The 14,961-nt window shown below is 64.3% G+C and carries 16 protein-coding genes; 6 read left to right on the top strand and 10 right to left on the bottom strand.

Going from position 1 to position 14,961, the window contains the following annotated elements:
* Window positions 1–22 precede the first annotated feature (22 nt).
* Entirely contained in the window at window positions 23–1,741 is a 1,719-nt protein-coding gene (locus NJ75_RS07920) for an acyl-CoA dehydrogenase (protein ID WP_039333192.1), read from the bottom strand.
* Window positions 1,742–1,822: 81 nt separating this feature from the next.
* Here NJ75_RS07920 and NJ75_RS07925 point away from each other — a divergent pair, with 81 nt between their 5' ends.
* The gene (locus NJ75_RS07925; RefSeq protein ID WP_039333195.1) at window positions 1,823–2,770 is read left to right on the top strand and encodes an L-threonylcarbamoyladenylate synthase; all 948 of its coding nucleotides are present in this window, start codon (window positions 1,823–1,825) and stop codon (window positions 2,768–2,770) included.
* A gap of 6 nt (window positions 2,771–2,776) precedes the next feature.
* On the opposite strand, the gene NJ75_RS07930 is transcribed toward NJ75_RS07925, so the two are convergent.
* The 7 genes from NJ75_RS07930 to rho form a co-directional block, all read right to left on the bottom strand.
* The gene (locus tag NJ75_RS07930) at window positions 2,777–3,124 is read right to left on the bottom strand and encodes a hypothetical protein (RefSeq protein ID WP_039333198.1); all 348 of its coding nucleotides are present in this window, start codon (window positions 3,122–3,124) and stop codon (window positions 2,777–2,779) included.
* 107 nt (window positions 3,125–3,231) lie between these two features.
* Window positions 3,232–4,035 (bottom strand): head GIN domain-containing protein, encoded by an 804-nt coding sequence (locus NJ75_RS07935; RefSeq protein WP_039333201.1) that lies wholly within the window; start codon window positions 4,033–4,035, stop codon window positions 3,232–3,234.
* Between the two features lie 171 nt (window positions 4,036–4,206).
* On the bottom strand, window positions 4,207–4,731 hold the full coding sequence (locus tag NJ75_RS07940) for a CarD family transcriptional regulator (RefSeq protein WP_011443787.1): 525 nt from the start codon (window positions 4,729–4,731) through the stop codon (window positions 4,207–4,209).
* A gap of 349 nt (window positions 4,732–5,080) precedes the next feature.
* Window positions 5,081–5,419 (bottom strand): ferredoxin FdxA, encoded by a 339-nt coding sequence (gene fdxA / locus NJ75_RS07945; protein ID WP_011443786.1) that lies wholly within the window; start codon window positions 5,417–5,419, stop codon window positions 5,081–5,083.
* 73 nt (window positions 5,420–5,492) lie between these two features.
* The gene (locus tag NJ75_RS07950; RefSeq protein WP_230487733.1) at window positions 5,493–5,777 is read right to left on the bottom strand and encodes an RNA-binding S4 domain-containing protein; all 285 of its coding nucleotides are present in this window, start codon (window positions 5,775–5,777) and stop codon (window positions 5,493–5,495) included.
* A gap of 17 nt (window positions 5,778–5,794) precedes the next feature.
* Window positions 5,795–8,356 (bottom strand): helicase-related protein, encoded by a 2,562-nt coding sequence (locus NJ75_RS07955; protein ID WP_052242207.1) that lies wholly within the window; start codon window positions 8,354–8,356, stop codon window positions 5,795–5,797.
* A gap of 105 nt (window positions 8,357–8,461) precedes the next feature.
* Complete coding sequence (gene rho, locus NJ75_RS07960; RefSeq protein ID WP_039333211.1) at window positions 8,462–9,718, bottom strand: transcription termination factor Rho; 1,257 nt, start codon at window positions 9,716–9,718, stop codon at window positions 8,462–8,464.
* A 212-nt stretch (window positions 9,719–9,930) separates the two neighbouring features.
* Here rho and NJ75_RS24300 point away from each other — a divergent pair, with 212 nt between their 5' ends.
* Window positions 9,931–10,089: a hypothetical protein gene (locus tag NJ75_RS24300; protein WP_156135736.1), complete on the top strand. Its 159-nt coding sequence runs from the start codon at window positions 9,931–9,933 to the stop codon at window positions 10,087–10,089.
* A 41-nt stretch (window positions 10,090–10,130) separates the two neighbouring features.
* Here NJ75_RS24300 and NJ75_RS07965 read toward each other — a convergent pair whose 3' ends face one another.
* Window positions 10,131–10,574 carry a CopD family protein gene (locus NJ75_RS07965; protein ID WP_039333213.1) on the bottom strand — a complete coding sequence of 148 codons (444 nt, stop codon included), beginning with the start codon at window positions 10,572–10,574 and terminating at the stop codon, window positions 10,131–10,133.
* Between the two features lie 82 nt (window positions 10,575–10,656).
* A complete protein-coding gene (gene hemE / locus NJ75_RS07970) occupies window positions 10,657–11,685 on the bottom strand; it encodes a uroporphyrinogen decarboxylase (protein WP_039333358.1) in 1,029 nt (342 codons plus the stop codon).
* Between the two features lie 341 nt (window positions 11,686–12,026).
* Here hemE and NJ75_RS07975 point away from each other — a divergent pair, with 341 nt between their 5' ends.
* The 4 genes from NJ75_RS07975 to coaE are packed head-to-tail and all read left to right on the top strand — an operon-like array spanning window position 12,027 to window position 14,939.
* The gene (locus NJ75_RS07975) at window positions 12,027–12,869 is read left to right on the top strand and encodes a pyruvate, water dikinase regulatory protein (protein ID WP_039333360.1); all 843 of its coding nucleotides are present in this window, start codon (window positions 12,027–12,029) and stop codon (window positions 12,867–12,869) included.
* Window positions 12,866–13,468 carry a Maf family protein gene (locus NJ75_RS07980; RefSeq protein ID WP_039333214.1) on the top strand — a complete coding sequence of 201 codons (603 nt, stop codon included), beginning with the start codon at window positions 12,866–12,868 and terminating at the stop codon, window positions 13,466–13,468. The genes NJ75_RS07975 and NJ75_RS07980 overlap by 4 nt, the downstream gene beginning before the upstream one ends.
* Entirely contained in the window at window positions 13,465–14,337 is an 873-nt protein-coding gene (gene aroE, locus NJ75_RS07985) for a shikimate dehydrogenase (RefSeq protein ID WP_039333215.1), read from the top strand. The genes NJ75_RS07980 and aroE overlap by 4 nt, the downstream gene beginning before the upstream one ends.
* Complete coding sequence (gene coaE / locus NJ75_RS07990) at window positions 14,334–14,939, top strand: dephospho-CoA kinase (protein WP_039333216.1); 606 nt, start codon at window positions 14,334–14,336, stop codon at window positions 14,937–14,939. Before aroE ends, coaE begins: the two co-directional genes overlap by 4 nt.
* Window positions 14,940–14,961: the final 22 nt, after the last annotated feature.

Here is a 14,961-nt window from a genome sequence, read left to right on the forward strand (position 1 = left end):
CAGCCGATTATCGGGCCGGCGGTTATCCCGCAAGCGCCTCGCTGTCGAGATCGTAGAGCAGCGCTGCGCCCGCCATGGCGGAGGAGCCGAGGCCTCGCGCTTCGGGTACGATCACGCGGTTGAAGAACTTGGTGACCGCGATCTTGCCGTGCAGGTCGGACGCGCGCGACTGGCGTGCCAGCTGCCAACCGGCGACAGCGACGGCGCACATCGTGGTGAAGGGCACCGAGCCCGCCAGCTTGTCGTCCAGCGAGGCAGTAGTGCTCATCCATTGGCCAATGGCCGCCGCGTCCCTGGCGAGCGCGGCGACTTCGGGGACGTCTTCCATTTCCGACGCGATCTCGGCCATCAGGGCCTGCAGCACGCCGCCGTTTTCGTATCCGAGCTTGCGCGTGACGAGATCCGCCGCCTGGATGCCGTTGGTGCCCTCGTAGATCGGAGCAATCCGTGAATCGCGCAGGTGCTGGGCCGCGCCGGTCTCCTCGATAAAGCCCATGCCGCCGTGGACCTGAATGCCGAGGCTGGCGACTTCGCAGCCGATGTCGGTGCCCCACGCCTTGAGCATCGGCACGAGCAGTTCCGCGCGCTTCTGCGCCGCTTCGTTGCCGAGCGCACCGCGATCGACCTGGCCTGCGGTGTAGTAGAGCAGGGCGCGGCTGCCTTCGGTCAGCGCCCGCATGCGCATCAGCATGCGGCGCACGTCGGGATGTTCGATGATCGCGACGGGGGCCTTGTCGGCCGAACCGGCGCGGGCCGACTGCACACGGTCACGCGCATAGGCCCGCGCCTGCTGGAAGGCGCGCTCGGCGATCTGCACGCCCTGGCTGCCGACATTGATGCGGGCCGAGTTCATCATCGTGAACATGGCCCGCAAGCCGCCGTTCTCGTGGCCGACCATCTCGCCGATGCATTCGCCATCGTCGCCATAGCTCATGACGCAGGTGGGCGAGGCATGGATGCCAAGCTTGTGCTCGATCGAGACGCAGCGCACATCGTTGCGTGCGCCAAGCGATCCGTCCTGTTCCACGTGAAACTTCGGCACGATAAACAGCGAGATACCGCGCGAACCTTCCGGCGCACCCGGCGTGCGGGCAAGAACGAGGTGGACCACGTTATCAGCCGCGTCATGCTCGCCGAACGTGATGTAGATCTTGGTCCCGGCGATGCGCCACTTGCCGGCGTGAGGCCCTTCGGTGATCGGCGTGGCGGTGGTGCGCAGCGCTCCAACATCGGAGCCGGCCTGCGGCTCGGTCAGGTTCATCGTGCCCGACCACTCGCCGCTGATCAGCTTGGGCAGGTACATGGCCTTTTGCGCGTCGCTGCCGTGATGCTCCAGCGCCTCGATCGCGCCAACAGTGAGCATCGGTAGCAGGGTGAAGCCCATGTTGGCCGCGCCCAGCGTTTCGAGAGTGGCAGTGGCCAGCGTGAACGGCAGTCCCTGACCGCCAAATTCCGTGGACCCCGCGATCGAGTTCCAGCCCTGCTCGACGAAGGCCTTGTAAGCGTCGACATAGCCGGGGGGCAGTGTCACCTCGCCATCGCGCCACTTCGCGCCGATCTGGTCGCCCGCGCGGTGCAGCGGCGCCCATTCGCCCGCAGCGAATGCGCCAATGCCTTCGACGATCGCCTCGACCAGATCGGGCGTGGCAGCGGCAAAACGTTCGCTCTGGGCCAGTTCGTCGATCCCGGCGCTCACGCGGATGGCGAGAAGCTGGTCGGCGGTGGGCGGCGTGAAAGTCATCGTCCTCTCCTGTCTCGCGCAATTTCAGGCGCAGGGCATGTGCGCTTGGCGCGGAGCCTGGGTCTCCCTATAGCGAGCCTGATGGAGCCGACAAAGCCTTCCAAAGTGCATCTGTCCGACGCCCGAGGACTCGAGCTCGCCGCGCAGGTCATCACGCGCGGCGGGACGGTCGCCGTGCCGACCGAGACGGTCTATGGCTTGGCCGCCCGCGCCGACGACGATGCGGCGGTGGCCGGGATCTACCGCGCCAAGGGCCGGCCCGATTTCAACCCGCTGATCGTGCACGTGCCCGACGTTACGGCCGCCGAAGCTCTTGCTCTGTTTGACAGGCGCGCGACGAGCCTGGCGAAGGCCTTCTGGCCCGGTGCGCTGACCATTGTCCTGCCCTTGCGCGAGGGTGCACGATTGGCGCCCGCCGTCAGCGCCGGATTGCCCACCGTGGCCCTGCGTTGTCCGGCACATCCGGTAATGCAGGCCCTGTTGAAAACCTGTGGATTGCCACTCGCCGCACCATCGGCGAATCGCTCGGGCGCGGTGAGCCCGACCAGCGCAGCCCATGTCGGGGCATCTCTGGGTGACCGCGTCGACCTGATTCTCGATGGCGGCGAGACGCGGCAGGGAATCGAATCCACGATCGTCGGCCTGCGCGCGGATGGGTCATGGACCGTCCTGCGTCCGGGCCCGATCACCGAAGCCGAAATTGCCGGGGTTCTGGGCGGACAGAGCGCCGCCATGACGTCAGCAAAGATCGAGGCTCCGGGGCAGCTGGCGAGCCACTACGCCCCGGGCAAGCCCGTGCGGCTGAACGCGGTGGAGCCGCGGGCAGGGGAGTTCATGATCGGCTTCGGCGATATCGCGGGAGACGTGACGCTGTCGGCAGCTGGCGATCTGGCGGAGGCGGCTGCGCGGCTCTACGCCTGCCTGCATCAAGGCTCGACGGCGCCGCAACCGCTTATCGCCGTGGCACCGATCCCCGACGAAGGCATCGGCGTGGCGATCAACGACCGCCTGCGCCGTGCTGCGGCCTAGAGCGCTTTAGTCGCGTGCCTCATAGGGCACGCTGGCCCGCATCGCGTCCATCTCGGCATAGATGCTGCGGGCGTCACTGCAGGCCTCATCATCACCACGGCTGCAATCGCGGCGCGCCTCTTCGTATTGCCGCGCAAGCTTGCCATAGCGCTCTTCACGGCGGCGGATTTCGCGGCCGCGCTTCTGGTCCCGCTCGGAATCGCTGACCGTGATGCGATCGTAGACGCCAGCCGTCGTGTTGACGGCCTTCGCGCCCACCCGCACCGGCGCTGTCGCCAAGTCGAACGCGCTTTTGGCGACGCAGCCGGAAAGCGCGAACGCCAGAATGGAAAGCCCTGTCAGGCGACGGCGCATGAACTTCTCCCTCAAGGGAAAAATCCCACTATCCTAGCCACTTGGCAAGCAGGACCTGCACCAGTTTGGTCCTCGCGGAGTCAATCCGGTGCAGGTTGCACTGCAGGTCACTGGCCGTCGGCATCTTCGCTGGCGTCAGCCGCGCCTGCCGTATCCTTATCGCTGTTCGGCGTGACGCCATTCTCGCAGACCAGCTTGCCCGAGCCCATGGCGCTGACCTTGCAGGTAGCGCGGCCGAAAACACGCACTTCGCCCGAACCCATGATGTTGGCGTTGACGTGTCCGATGGAGGCAAAGCGGGCATTGCCCGAACCGGCAACGTCGACCTTGACATCGTCGACCGTCAGCCCGTCCATTTCGGCATCGCCGCTGCCGGCGACAGTCATCTTCAATTCCCTGGCCTTGCCCGCCGCGCGCAGCTTGCCCGAACCGACCACGTCGATGCCGAGCTTCTGCGCGTCGATCGCGCGCGCCTCGACCACGCCTGACCCGGCGACGGTGATCTTGGCATCGCTGCCGCCGAGCTGGTCTGTGGTAAGATTGCCGGATCCGGCCAGCACGACCTCGCTCAACGCTGGAAGCGTGACGTTGACCGTAGCCGCGCGGGTTGACTGGCCGAGCTTCCAATCCTCGCGCGTGATGCCAAGCTGGCCTTCGGACAGGGCAAAGCGCAGCTTGTCGGCGCCTTCGCCCTCGACCGTGATCGCCAGCTTGTCGCCCCGGGTGATGCGCACGTTGTCGGGACCGAGCAGGGCAATGCCGGTCGGCGCCGCACCGCTTAGATCGAGATCGGCAAGCGGAACGCCCTTCTTGCCATTGAACGAGATATTGCCGCCGTCACAACCAGCGAGCGAAGTGGCCAGACCCATGACGGCAACACCAGCAAGCGCGCGAGCAAAATTCCTTAACATGACTTGGTCACTCCTGACGCTATTTCTGACTGTATTGCCGATATAACACGGTGATACGATCTCGACCAAGTCGTTGGTGGAGCCGGGCCATAAGTTGGTCGCAAAACCGGCAACGAAAAAGGCCCCCGGTTTCCCGGAGGCCTCTTTTCATGCGCAAGTGCGTGAAACGGATCAGGCCGTTTCGTAGTACTTCGGCGCGTGTTCGTTGAGGATCGCGAGGATCTTCTTGAGCGCAGCAGGCTCGTCGGTCTTTTCCATTGCCGCGAGTTCGCGGGCGAGGCGCGAGGAAGCCGCTTCGAAGATCTGGCGTTCCGAGTAGGACTGCTCCGGCTGATCGTCGGCGCGGAACAGGTCGCGCGTCACTTCGGCGATCGACACGAGGTCACCGGAGTTGATCTTCGCTTCGTATTCCTGGGCGCGGCGCGACCACATGGTGCGCTTGACCTTGGGCTTGCCCTTGAGAGTATCGAGCGCTTCGCGCAGCGTCTTGTCGGACGACAGCTTGCGCATTCCGATCGCTTCGACCTTGTTGACAGGAACGCGCAAAGTCATGCGTTCCTTTTCGAAGCGCAGCACGTAGAGCTGCAGCTTCATGCCGGCAATTTCTTCGTCCTGAAGTTCGACCACCCGGCCGACACCATGCTTCGGATAAACGACGTAGTCCCCAACATCGAAGGCGAGAGCCTTACCTGCCATTGGTAATCCTTTCGACGCGGGCAGGACCGGCAAACGGAGATCAGCGAAGCCATTGGGGGAAATGGACATGAGCCCGCCGGATCGACGGTCATGCGAGGCTTGCGATCCGGTTGCTGTTCTTGTCCTGCCGTTTTTCGTGGTGAAAGACGCCGGACGGGCATGAACCCACCGGCGCTTGGCGGCCTACATAACATCTCGGCAACAAAATTACCACCCCTGAACGCACTGCAGCGCAGCGGAAATCGTTTGCTGTCTCCGTTGCGAAGACAACAAACGCCTTACGCTGCGCAGGCGGAGGGTCGGAAGCGCAAGGGCGGCAGGAGCCACCGGCCCTTGCAACGTGCTGAAATCAGTCGCCTTCGCCGGGCTCGGCGGAGAAGTACTTGTCGAACTTGCCTTCTTCGCCCTTGTGCTCGTCGGCATCGGCCGGAGCGTCCTTCTTGGCGGTGATGTTCGGCCACTCTGCCGAATACTTGGCGTTCAGTTCAAGCCACTGCTCGAGCCCGGATTCGGTATCGGGCAGAATCGCTTCGGCCGGGCATTCCGGTTCGCACACGCCGCAGTCGATGCACTCGCTGGGGTTGATCACCAGCATGTTCTCGCCCTCGTAAAAGCAATCAACGGGGCACACTTCGACGCAATCCATGAACTTGCAGCGGATACAGGCGTCGGTGACGACGTAGGTCATGGCGATTTTATCCCTCAGGTCTTCGTTTGAGGCCGTGCTAGAGGGCTTTATGCCGTGGCGTCAAGCGGGGCCATCAAACCGGCAACCCGTCTGGCGAGGATTGGTCAGGAATTTCGAGCACACGGTAGCAGGATTGTGCTTCGCTGGCCGGGCCGCGCCGTCCGGGGATCGCCAGAACCTCGATAACGGTCACCCGGCTGCGCATCGGCAGGACGAGCACGTCGCCCATCTTCACGCCCGCGCTGCATCGCTCGATCCGGCGGCCGTTGAGGCGGATGTGGCCCGCGGAAACCCAATCTTGGGCAAGGCCGCGGCTGCCGGCGAAACGGGTGAACCAGAGGAACTTGTCGATCCGCAAGCAGGCTGTCTCCTCTCCTATCGCGCCACCAGTTCGGCGAGCGCGGCAAATGCTCCTGTGGGTGGCGGCTTCGGTCTTTCCGGCTCGGTCGCAGGTTCGCGACGGGAAGGCCGCCAGTCCCATAGTGGCGGGTGCGGGGGGCCGAATGCCTTTTCGGGCAGGCTGCGCCCCATGTGCACGCGAAAGCCTCCGGCACGCAGCAAGGCGGCATAAGCGGCGGTCGAAAGACTCATCGAGCGGGCAATCGCGGGATCCAGGAAGACGCGCCTTGCCTTCGTGGCCATGCGGGTTGCATGCGCCGCCTGGAGCAGCTTTTCGGCAAGATCGACCCGAAGACTTTCGTTGCCGAGCCTGCGGTATCCGGCAGGTGCAATCTTCGCGTGGACAACCGGCTGCATCGTCTCGGGCGGCAGGGGCGCAGGTCTGCCCCAGATGCGCGCCAGCCGGTGCCACGCCTGCATCGCACCAGGGCGCAAGGCATTGGGCAGGAACAGGTCGAGCGCACCAATGCGCACGCCCAGCTTCTTCAGGCGCTGGCGCTGCGCTGCGTCGAGCCGGTCCAGTCCCGAGCCTTCCCGCACCAGCACCCCGCCCGCTTCCACGAGATGGAGCAGCAGCGCGCGCAGTTCAGGCCCGGAAGCGGGATCGCGGCTGGCTTCGTCGAGCGCAAGCAGGGGTTTGAGATGACGCTGGTGCTGCGTCTGCAACCAGCCGTCCAGCGCCGCGACGACTTCCGCCTTGTCGGTGGGAGCAAGCCTGTCCAGCGCGACGTCGGGCTTGAGCCGAGGGGCCAGCATGGTTCGCCCGCGCTCGAGCTTGGCGACCACCGTGTCCTGCCAGACCAGCGCGGTGTCCTCGAACTCGATGCCCCTGGATTCGCGCGTGGCTTTGGCCAGCGCCTTGGCGCGATTGTGCAGGAGGCCCGGCAAGTGGCGCTCGGCGGCAGCCAGCAGCAGTCGGCGATCCTCGGCACGGGCGAGGGGATCGACCACGAAGCGGAAGCCCTCAAGATGTCCGATCGGCTCGTCATCCACGAGTACCGCGCCCTCGTCCGACAGACGCACCGGCAGCAGCGATGCGTCAGCCCCGGCCTTGCGCATCAGCACGGCAGTGCGGCGATTGACGAAGCGTTCGGTCAGCCGCGCGTGCAGCGCATCGGAAAGGCGCGCCTCTACGGCGCGGGCGCGGGCGGACATTTCGTCCTTGGCAAGCACCCAGTCAGGCCGCTGCGCGATGTAAGCCCACGAACGGATTGCGGAAATTCGAGCCTGCAGAGTGTCGATATCGCCCGAAGGATTGTCGAGCTGGGCGATCGCCTGCGCCACGTAGTCCGCGCCGAGATAGCCATGGCGCAGATCCTGCCACAGGCGGGCGACGAAGCGGCTGTGCGTTTCCTCCCCCTGCGAGCGGAAATCGGGCAGGCGGCAGACGTCCCAGAACCGTTCGACCGCACGCTTGCCACGAACGCTCGATGCCGTATCCGCATCTTCGGCCAGGCGTTTGAGCACAGCAAGGTCGATAGCCTGCGGAGGTGTCGCCAGTTCGGGGCGAGGGGGAAGGCTTTCGAGGTCCTCGATCAATGTTGCAATGCTGTCGAAACGTGGCTCCGCCTCGCGCCAGAACAGGCGGGTGAGGGGCGGGAAGCGGTGTTCCTCGATCGCGTAGATTTCCTCGTCGGTGAATTCAGGATTGGTGCCGCCCGCGCCTGCCAACGTGCCGAAAGTGCCATCGCGCTGGTGCCGCCCGGCGCGGCCGGCGATCTGTGCCATTTCCACTGTCGTCAGGCGGCGCTGGCGATGGCCGTCGAACTTGGACAAACCGGCGAAGGCGACATGATGGACATCGAGATTGAGCCCCATGCCCACGGCATCGGTGGCAACGAGATAGTCGACCTCGCCCGCCTGGTACATCGCCACCTGGGCATTGCGGGTCTGCGGGCTGAGCGCACCCATGACCACCGCCGCACCCCCACGGAACCGCCGCAGCATCTCGGCCATGACATAGACCTGCTCGGCACTGAAGGCGACAATCGCGCTGCGCGGCGGAATGCGCGAAAGCTTCTTGGCACCGACATGGGTGAGCGTCGAAAAGCGCGGGCGGGTGACGACTTCCGCCTCGGGCACCAGCGCCTTGATCATTGGCTCCAATGTCGAGGAGCCAAGCAGCATCGTCTCCTCGCGCCCCCGCGTGTGCAGCAGACGGTCAGTGAAGACGTGGCCGCGTTCGGGATCGGCGGAGAGTTGCGCCTCGTCCAGCGCGACGAAGGCAAGGTCCGGGCGCGAAGGCATCGCCTCGACCGTGCAGAGATGCCAGCGCGCGCCCTTGGGCTCGATCTTCTCCTCGCCGGTGATCAGCGCGACGTTGTCCGCGCCCTTGATCGCGCAGACACGGTCATAGACCTCACGCGCCAGCAGCCGCAGCGGAAAGCCGATCGCACCCGAGGAGTGCGCGCAGAGACGTTCGATCGCGAGGTGGGTCTTGCCGGTGTTGGTCGGCCCAAGCACCGCCTTGACCACGCCTCCACCATTTGCGCCGGTGTGGGCGCTCTTCCGAGGCTGGGCAGGAATGCGCGGGGCCATGTGTCTGAATGTGGCGGGCATGATGCCCATAAACAAGAAAGGGCGGGGAATTTATCCCCGCCCTCGATTCTCGTGCGCTCATCGAGCTTACTGGTTCCCCCAGAGTTACTGGTTCATCGTCGCGAAGAAGTCTTCGTTGGTCTTCGAATCCTTCATCTTGTCGAGCAGGAACTCCATCGCATCGACAGTGCCCATCTGCATGAGGATGCGGCGCAGGACCCACATCTTCGAGAGCTGGTCCTTCGGCACAAGCAGCTCTTCCTTGCGGGTGCCGCTCTTGCCCACATCGAGCGCGGGGAAGATGCGCTTGTCGGCAACCTTGCGGTCGAGCACGATTTCCGAGTTGCCGGTGCCCTTGAATTCTTCGAAGATCACTTCGTCCATGCGGCTGCCGGTGTCGATCAGCGCGGTGGCGATGATCGACAGCGAGCCGCCTTCCTCGATGTTGCGGGCAGCACCGAAGAAGCGCTTGGGGCGCTGCAGGGCATTGGCGTCGACACCGCCGGTCAGCACCTTGCCCGAGGAGGGCACCACGGTGTTGTAGGCCCGGCCCAGGCGAGTGATCGAATCGAGCAGGATGACGACGTCACGCTTGTGCTCGACCAGGCGCTTGGCCTTTTCGATGACCATCTCGGCAACCTGCACGTGGCGCGTGGCGGGCTCGTCGAAGGTCGAGGAGATGACCTCGCCCTTCACGCTGCGCTGCATGTCGGTGACTTCTTCCGGGCGTTCGTCGACCAGCAGCACGATCAGGAAGACTTCCGGATGATTGTCGGTGATCGCCTTGGCCATGTTCTGCAGCAGCACGGTCTTGCCGGTGCGCGGCGGGGCGACGATCAGCGCGCGCTGGCCCTTGCCCTGCGGGCTGACCAGATCGATCACGCGGGCCGACTTGTCCTTGACCGTCGGGTCGAGCGTGTCGAGCTTGAGGCGCTCGTTCGGGTAGAGCGGGGTGAGGTTGTCGAAGTTGACGCGGTGGCGCACGGCCTCCGGCTCGTCGAAGTTCACCTTGATCAGGCGGGTGATCGCGAAATAGCGTTCACCATCCTTGGGCGCGCGGACTTCGCCTTCGACGGTATCGCCGGTGCGCAGGCCCCACTTGCGGACCTGGTTGGGCGAAACATAGATATCGTCAGGGCCGGCAAGGTAGTTGGCCTCGGGGCTGCGCAGGAAGCCGAAGCCGTCCGGCAGGACTTCGATCGTGCCGATGCCGAGGATTTCCTCGCCGTCTTCCGCCATTTCCTTGAGGATGGCGAACATCAGGTCCTGGCGGCGCATGGTGCTGGCGCCTTCGACCTCGAGCTCTTCGGCCATCTGGACCAGCTCGGCGGGGGTTTTCTGCTTGAGTTCCTTCAGGTGCATTTCGTGTTTTTCCAAAGGGTTGGATAGATGGCCGGAAACCTCTGAAGGGCTTGGAGAAAGCGAGAGGGCGGCTGCATCGATCGGCAGCACATCTGCATTCCGGTTCGCCGCAGATATGCCTGCGCCAGCCGATAGTCAATTGTGGATAGGGGCACGGGGGTGGTATCCTCCCGGCATCAAACCGGAAAACCGGTCTTTCGAGAGGAACAACAATGATCAGATTGCCCCGCCGCGGCGAAACCTTCCCCCGCCCGCAGGCACAAGATGCTCCGGCCAATGCCTGGGGCTCGCAATGGAAGCATCTGCCGCGTTCGCCCATGCACCTGGTGCGTAACGCAATGCGCGATGGCCTGCGGACCTTGCGCGGCTGACCTGGGCTCTGACCCCTCCCGCCTGAGGGAGGGGAGAAGAGTCAGAACGGCTTCACGATCACCATGATCACGATCACCGCGGCAGCGATGCCCGGGATCTCGTTGAGCATGCGCAGCTTCTTGCCTGAAAGCTTCCGCACCCCTTGGGCGAGCAACTGCGCGTAGCTGGCCAGCCAGAAGTGATAGGCCGTCAGCACCAGGACGAAGGCCAGCTTGAGGTGGAACCACCCTTGCGCAAACGCGCCGATGTCCACCGCCAGCAGCAGCCCGAGCACCCAGACCACCACCAGCGCCGGCCACATGATGATCTTCATCAGCTTGCGCTCGCGGTCCACCCAGACCGCATTCTCGGGCGAGCCTTCCGGCGCCTCCTGATGGTAGACGAAGAAGCGCGGCAGCATGAACAGGCCGGCCATCCAGAAGATCACGAAGATGACATGGCCCGCCTTGAGCCAGAGATAGAGCATCGCCAATACCTGCTGCATCTGTTGCGGCTCCGCCTGCCAGTGCGCCCCTGCTGAGGGCTATTTCGGCGCGGAAACCGGGGTTTGCAAGTGCCCGAAAAGTTCAGTCGCGCGACCAGCTCCGCACGATCTTCAGCAGGGCCTCGACGTTTTCGATCGGAGTGTGCTGGCCGATGCCGTGGCCCAGGTTGAACACGTGCGGACGGTCGGCGAAGGCTTCGAGGACGCGGATCGTCTGCTTTTCCAGCTCCGGTCCACCCGCCAACAGCAGCAGCGGATCGACGTTGCCCTGCACCGGCATCCCGGCAGGCATTTCGCGCGCGGCCCACAGCGGGTCAATCGTCTCGTCGACGCCGACGGCATTGACGCCGGTCTCGCGGGCATAGGCGGCCAGCTTCTCGCCTGCGCCCTTGGGGAAGCCGATCACCGGCACGGGCGGATAACGGCGCTGCATTTCGGCCGCGATCCTGGCATTGGGCGCGATGACCCAGCGTTCGAATTCGGCAGGGGCAAGGCTGCCCGACCATGAATCGAACAGCTGCAGGCCTTCGGCACCGGCCTCGACCTGTCCCGAAAGGTATTCGATGGTCACCTGCGTGATGGCATCGATGATCGCCTGGAACTGGCCGGGATCGCGATAGGCCAGCGCACGGGTATCGTGATGATCGCGGCTGCCTTCGCCTGCCACCATGTATGTGGCAACCGTCCATGGGCTTCCGGCAAAGCCCAGTAGCGTCGTCTCAGGGCCGATCTGTGCCTTCACCTTGGCCACCGTCTCGTAGATCGGCGAAAGGCGCTCAGGCGCCGCGACAAGGCTTTCCAGCGCAACGTCGAGCAGGCGCGGAGACAGGTCCGGGCCTTCGCCGACGAGGAACTTGAGATCCTGACCCATCGCATAGGGCACGATCAGGATGTCCGAGAACAGGATCGCACCGTCGAAACCGAAGCGGCGGATCGGCTGCACGGTCACTTCTGCCGCGGCGTCAGTGTCATAGACCAGCGCCAGGAAACCGCCCTTTTCAGCGCGCAACTCGCGGTATTCGGGCAGGTAGCGCCCCGCCTGGCGCATCAGCCAGATCGGCCGACGAGAAAGATTCTCACCCTGAAGAGTCCTGAGAAGAGGGCCGGGCATTTCGATCCAATCCACTAAAATAGATTCTTAGAATCAGGTTGAAGGTGTTTGTTGGCCCTGTGGAAACCGGGGATTGCGTGTCACTGCCCGATTTGTGAGTCCGCTTCCACACTTTTTGCTGTTCGCGACTCTGGACAGCACATGAGTCAACGCGAAGTTCTCACCGCTCTCCACAGGCTGGGGAAAACACTGTCCACTTGTCCACAAATGGTCCTGAACAGGACTCGGATCGAGGGTGAATCTGCCGGTCAAACTTGTCCCTGACTCTGTCCCGTGGTTTATCGGTGCTGTTTCCACAGGGTCATCCCGGCCCTGCCCGGATGTCCACGGAAAGCCCGCCAATGCAGCGCCTGCACCTGCACCTCCTGTCGGATTCCACTGGTGAAACGCTGGAAATGATCGCCAAGGCGGCGCTCGCGCAGTTCGATGGCGCAGACGTCGTGCGGCATTTCTGGCCGATGGTGCGTTCGATGCAGCATCTCGATCGCATCATGGGCGAAATTGCCGCAAATCCGGGACTTGTCCTGTTCACGCTGGTCAATGCCGAAACGCGCGAGCGACTGGAACAGCGCTGCATTGCCCTGGGCCTGCCGATGGTCCCCGCGCTCGATGCGGTGACGGATGCGCTGCAGCAGCAGCTCGGCGTTCAGGCCAAGGGTCGCCCCGGCCGCCAGCACATGATGGACGAGGCCTATTTCGCCCGCGTCGATGCGATCCAGTTCACCATTGCCCACGATGACGGCGTGAACTGGGAAAACTGGGAAGAGGCCGACATCGTGCTCGCCGGCGTTTCGCGCAGTTCGAAGACGCCGACCTCGATCTACCTTGCCAATCGTGGATACAAGGTGGCGAACATTCCGATCGTGGTGGAAAGCCCGCCGCCGCCGATGCTGTTTTCCCTGCGTCGGCCAATGGTCGTGGGCCTCACCACCAGCCCGGAGCGCCTGATCGCGGTGCGTCGCAACCGCCTCCTGTCCTTGAACCAGGCGCCCGAGACCGCATATGTCGACAACGAACAGGTGACGCGCGAAGTGCAGTACGCCCGCCGCATGTTCGCCGACAATGGCTGGCCGGTGATCGACGTGTCGCGGCGTTCAATCGAGGAAACAGCAGCGGCCGTGATCAATCTCTATAACGAACGTGGCGCTGCTGGCGGCAGCGGGGACGGAGCAAAACCGATATGACACTCGTGCCCCAGAAGCTGATTTTGGCCAGCCAGAGCTTCTCGCGCCGGATGATGCTCGAAGCCGCGGGCGTGCCCTTCGAGACGCGCACGTCCGATGTTGACGAAGCCGCGATCAAGCGCGAGCTGATCGGCGTCACCGGCTGCCAGATTGCCAGCGTTCTTGCCGAAGCCAAGGCTTTTGCCGTGTCCCTCGCCATGCCCGGACGGCTGGTGCTCGGCGGGGACTCGATGGTCGAAGTCTGCGGCCGTCAGTTCGACAAGCCGACGAGCCGCGAGAACGCTGTCGAGCATCTCGAATTCTTCTCAGGCAAAGACATGCACCTCCATTCCGCTGCCGTGCTGATGCGCGATGGCAAGGTGGTGTGGAAAACCTGCGAGACCGCAAACCTGCGGGTCCGGGAGCTTTCTCCCGCATTTATCCAGAGCTATCTCGACAGGGAGTGGCCCGAGGTTTCGGGCTGTGTCGGCGTGTTCCGCATCGAGGCACTGGGCGTGCAACTGTTCGAGAGAATCGAGGGCAGCCATTTCACGGTTCTCGGAATGCCGCTATTGGCGCTGCTGGGCGCGTTGCGTGAACAGGGTGAGTTGCCGTCTTGAAGCCTGACAAAGTTTCCGGGCCTTATTCCGAAGTGATCGGCGATCCGATCGCACAATCGAAATCCCCGGTGATCCACGGCTTCTGGCTGGAAAAGCTCGGCCTCGAAGGGCGCTATGATCGCGCGCATGTGAAGCCTGAAGGTCTCGCCGACTACCTTGCCGCGCGTCGCGCCGATCCTGACTGGCGCGGCTGCAACGTGACCATGCCGCACAAGCAGACGGTGATTCCGCTGCTCGACCGGCTGGACCCCTTGGCCGCGCGCATCGGCGCAGTGAACACCGTGGTGCCCGAAGATGGCGCGCTGGTCGGCTACAATACCGACGCGCCCGGCTTCCTCGAACCGCTGCGCGAAGACCTCGGCAGACCTCACTACTTCCGCATGGCCCGCGTGCTCGGCACCGGCGGAGCGGCGCGGGCCATCATCGCCGCGCTGGCGGACGAGCACATGGTCGTGGTGCTGGCCGGCCGCAATGTCGAAAAGGCCCGTGCCCTGCTCGACGAACTCGATCCGCAGGGCGAGCACCACGTTGCCCCGCTCGATCATTTTGCCGACGCCACCGATTTCGCTTTCGACGACCGCGAAGGCTGCTTCGATCTCGTCGTCAACGCCTCGTCGCTGGGGATGAGTGGCCAACCCCCGCTCGCCTTCGACATGACCCACGCCCCGCCGGGCTCGGTATTCTACGACATCGTCACCAGCCCGCTCGAAACCGAATTCCTGAAAGCCGCCAAGGCCGCCGGATTCCGCACGGTCGATGGCCTCTCGATGCTGATCGGCCAGGCCGACCACGCCTTCCGCCGCTTCTTCGGCGCCGTGCCGCCGCGTGGGCAGGCAGACAACGAACTGCGTGCGAGAATTCTGGCATGAGCAGGCCCTACATCCTCGGACTCACCGGCTCGATCGGCATGGGCAAGTCTGCCGTCGCGCTCATGCTGCGCGAACTGGGCGTGCCGGTATTCGATGCCGATGCCGCCGTGCACCACTTGCAAGGCCCGGGCGGCGAACTGATCCCGGCCATCGAGGAAGCCTTCCCCGGCACCACCGGCCCCGAAGGCGTCAAACGGCAGGAATTGGGCGCAAGGGTATTCGGCAATCCCGAAGCATTGAAGCGTCTTGAAGCCATCGTCCATCCTGCCGTTGCCCGCATGCGCCACGCCTTTATGGTAGAGCACATGGGCGAACCGCTCGTGGTGTTCGACATTCCGCTGCTTTATGAAAAGGGCCATGGGGCTGACCTCGACGCGGTCATGGTCGTCTCCGCCCCCGCCGAGGTGCAGCGACAGCGCGTGCTCGCCCGTCCCGGCATGACGCCCGAGAAATTCGCCCACATTCTTTCGCTGCAGGTGCCTGACGCCGAGAAGCGCGCCCGGGCGACCCACGTGATCAACACCGGCGTCACCCTCGCCGAGACGGAGGCCCAAGTTGCCGCGCTGGTTGCGGCCATCCGGGAAAAAAACCCCCGTCAGTAACCGTCTCACCCCCTTGCCAGTC

The organism is Novosphingobium subterraneum, from assembly GCF_000807925.1.
Lineage (GTDB): Bacteria > Pseudomonadota > Alphaproteobacteria > Sphingomonadales > Sphingomonadaceae > Novosphingobium > Novosphingobium subterraneum.

Coding starts and splice junctions, on each gene's coding strand:
- NJ75_RS24300 (WP_156135736.1), top strand. CDS start 9,931: ATGATCAGATTGCCCCGCCGCGGCGAAACCTTCCCCCGCCCGCAGGCA.
- hemE (WP_039333358.1), bottom strand. CDS start 11,685: ATGCCCGGCCCTCTTCTCAGGACTCTTCAGGGTGAGAATCTTTCTCGT.
- NJ75_RS07965 (WP_039333213.1), bottom strand. CDS start 10,574: ATGCAGCAGGTATTGGCGATGCTCTATCTCTGGCTCAAGGCGGGCCAT.
- rho (WP_039333211.1), bottom strand. CDS start 9,718: ATGCACCTGAAGGAACTCAAGCAGAAAACCCCCGCCGAGCTGGTCCAG.
- NJ75_RS07955 (WP_052242207.1), bottom strand. CDS start 8,356: ATGGCCCCGCGCATTCCTGCCCAGCCTCGGAAGAGCGCCCACACCGGC.
- NJ75_RS07925 (WP_039333195.1), top strand. CDS start 1,823: ATGGAGCCGACAAAGCCTTCCAAAGTGCATCTGTCCGACGCCCGAGGA.
- NJ75_RS07930 (WP_039333198.1), bottom strand. CDS start 3,124: ATGCGCCGTCGCCTGACAGGGCTTTCCATTCTGGCGTTCGCGCTTTCC.
- NJ75_RS07940 (WP_011443787.1), bottom strand. CDS start 4,731: ATGGCAGGTAAGGCTCTCGCCTTCGATGTTGGGGACTACGTCGTTTAT.
- NJ75_RS07980 (WP_039333214.1), top strand. CDS start 12,866: ATGACACTCGTGCCCCAGAAGCTGATTTTGGCCAGCCAGAGCTTCTCG.
- NJ75_RS07920 (WP_039333192.1), bottom strand. CDS start 1,741: ATGACTTTCACGCCGCCCACCGCCGACCAGCTTCTCGCCATCCGCGTG.
- NJ75_RS07975 (WP_039333360.1), top strand. CDS start 12,027: ATGCAGCGCCTGCACCTGCACCTCCTGTCGGATTCCACTGGTGAAACG.
- NJ75_RS07935 (WP_039333201.1), bottom strand. CDS start 4,035: ATGTTAAGGAATTTTGCTCGCGCGCTTGCTGGTGTTGCCGTCATGGGT.
- coaE (WP_039333216.1), top strand. CDS start 14,334: ATGAGCAGGCCCTACATCCTCGGACTCACCGGCTCGATCGGCATGGGC.
- fdxA (WP_011443786.1), bottom strand. CDS start 5,419: ATGACCTACGTCGTCACCGACGCCTGTATCCGCTGCAAGTTCATGGAT.